The 2,416-nt window shown below is 46.6% G+C and carries 2 protein-coding genes; both read right to left on the reverse strand.

From position 1 onward, the window contains the following. Window positions 1–145: 145 nt before the first annotated feature. Complete coding sequence (locus tag D5398_RS25215) at window positions 146–955, reverse strand: nucleotidyl transferase AbiEii/AbiGii toxin family protein (RefSeq protein ID WP_120510024.1); 810 nt, start codon at window positions 953–955, stop codon at window positions 146–148. Then, the gene (locus D5398_RS25220) at window positions 909–1,910 is read right to left on the reverse strand and encodes a type IV toxin-antitoxin system AbiEi family antitoxin (protein ID WP_120510025.1); all 1,002 of its coding nucleotides are present in this window, start codon (window positions 1,908–1,910) and stop codon (window positions 909–911) included. Before D5398_RS25220 ends, D5398_RS25215 begins: the two co-directional genes overlap by 47 nt. Between the last annotated feature and the right edge of the window lie 506 nt (window positions 1,911–2,416).

A 2,416-nucleotide genomic window follows, 5' to 3' on the forward strand; every position in this document is an offset into this window, starting at 1 on the left:
GTGGTGGCCTCAGCCCGCAACAGTTTGAAAACCAGAACCTCGCTTAGGGCCGTGTCCACATTATGTGGGTAGGATCATATGTAGTTATGACGCAACTCTGGCCAGAATTTTTTAACTTTTCAGGCTCAACATCTGCAAAGCTTGGTTATTTACTATGAAGTCCGGCCCAAAAATCCAAAAGATTCTGCTCTATGGCTTCAGCACTAACAGTCATGGTCTGACGGACAATTGCATCAGTAAGTGCTTCTGATTCAAGTCTAAAAAGTTCGTCCAAAGAATCACGACTACTGATCATTGCGATATCGTTTCCCAGAAGAAATGCCCCCATACGATCAACATCCCAGTCACGCTTGTCATACTCAGTGGGATTTTCATACACACGCTCATTCTCAATCTGCCCGTACTCACTGATAATTTTATACAGGTCTACCGCATCTTTTCCATTTGCCATTCCACGATCCCGCCAGGCGAAAAGTTTGAGCAACGCGAGACCAGGCAGGGAGCAGAAAGGGATTTGTTCCCCAGCTTGCATTGTTATCGATACTGTATGCCCGAAGGCTTCCTCAAAGCCATCAACAGCCATCACAACCTCGCGATCCGGTGGCCAGGCAACTTTATTTGCTTCGGCAACGCCGCCAAAAGGAATGATGTCCAGTTCAATACCCTCCAACACTAATCGGTGGGCATTCCCTTTTATAGTTTTTGCGCCAGCCGCAGTTAATGCCTGCTTCAGGTTGTCAAACAGCTGCCATTCCTGAACAAATACCGCAAAATCAATATCACGAGTCCGCCGGCCGACCGCTCTTCCATACACATGATGTATCAGGATTTCACGCGCAGTCGCACCCGCAATAAAGTAAGGGATACCCTGAGCGCTGCAGATTTGGTTTATCTGTAACAGCAAGCTCTCAGTAACTGAAGAGAGCGGAATCTTTAAGGTTAAGATATTTGTCATTGATGATCCTTGCGACTTCACGACTTCTGTCGTCGCCACCATCCAGCAAATCCCCAAGGCAAAGCATGGCTTTAGCTCGTGAATTGAGAGTAAGTGAACCCCAGAAACTCGCAATAATTTGCAAACCTGGTTCCCGTGCTGGTCTTAAAGCCAGCCTGTTTCGACGCTCCACTAATGAATAGGGCGTATAGATTATACCCGTCACAGGTACCAGATAGCCGCCGCTTAATGAGGCAGCGGCAAGCTCACCGCTCGCATACTCTCCAGTTTCAAGAGGCAGATGCTCCCAGGAACTAGGGGCTTCTAAAGTCAGCAGATCAAGCCGCGGTTTTAAAGAACGGGCGTAATCATTAATCCACATAGCACTAAGTCCGTCAGTATCTAACAGGCGTCTACCGGTTTTCGCCTTTCGATAATGTCGCCTCTGTTCAAGAATATCAAAGGCTTTACTAACCATTCCCAGTGAAATACCCGAGAGTTCTGCCAACTGACGGTACGTTTTGTTGAGCGCATCAGGTTCAGAAAGCAATACAAACAGTAGTTTCATCACGCCTTCAGGGAATATCCCACCGACTGCAACATTTGTTTTTTCTTCCTGCTTTCCCTGAATAATGATGCAAAGTCCCGGCACATCAATGTGCGCATTTCCGGCACTGTCGATAAAGTTAATGCGGTTTTGCATACAGTAGTCCGCCAACGGCGGAGAAAGTCGATTGCAAATGAGCAGCACCGGCAGACCATTCACTGATTGGTTAGTGCGCCTTTCAATGCCGGCGAGAGTCTCAATTCGATGTACTGTTTTTATTTCAAGAGTAAAGTTTTTTCTCCCCCCTCCCGCGGTGGTCAGCGCGACTCTTCCATCAGTGTCATCGTCTTCCTGAGCAAGCTCATATTCTAACAAGATGCCAGGGGGCATCGTGTCGGCAACTTTTGTGATAAGTCGTTGAGGCCTCATTTGTTCACGCCTTAATATTGTTCACGAATCATGAACAAACACATACTATGAACAAAATGAGGTTTATGCAACTCTGCTATGAAGTGATCCGGTATTATTTATTGAAATGAATTCTTGAGAAGCATTCCCGTTGTGTTGACAGATTATAATGGCGATGGATTAAATACTTGCCGATCCTCATGAGCAGCAGACGCTGCTCTTCTAGGCAAATGTTGAAGTATCCTGTAAAGCTGGAAAACAGTTCATTTTCAGATTTAGATTTAAACCGAGGGATGTGCTGTCCGCTTAGTGCTGTGAGTTCAACCGATGGATGCAACACACTGATTGAACCGCTCTGCGGGTGATTCATAGTCTAACGTTTTTCTCGGCCTCTCGTTGAGCTGTCTGGCAACACTGTTTAGCATTTGCCCCGTAAACCCTCGCCCAGTCTGAACTGCACCCCAAAAGTTGGACACTAACTGAGTAAGGTGCAATTTATGGGCAAGCCCAATTACACACTGGAATTC

It is taken from the genome of Rahnella bruchi (assembly GCF_003614975.1).
GTDB classification, from domain to species: Bacteria; Pseudomonadota; Gammaproteobacteria; order Enterobacterales; family Enterobacteriaceae; genus Rahnella; species Rahnella bruchi.

Excerpts from the sequence above, each read along its gene's own strand:
- D5398_RS25215 (WP_120510024.1), bottom strand. The coding sequence starts at position 955 with ATGACAAATATCTTAACCTTAAAGATTCCGCTCTCTTCAGTTACTGAG.
- D5398_RS25220 (WP_120510025.1), bottom strand. The coding sequence starts at position 1,910 with ATGAGGCCTCAACGACTTATCACAAAAGTTGCCGACACGATGCCCCCT.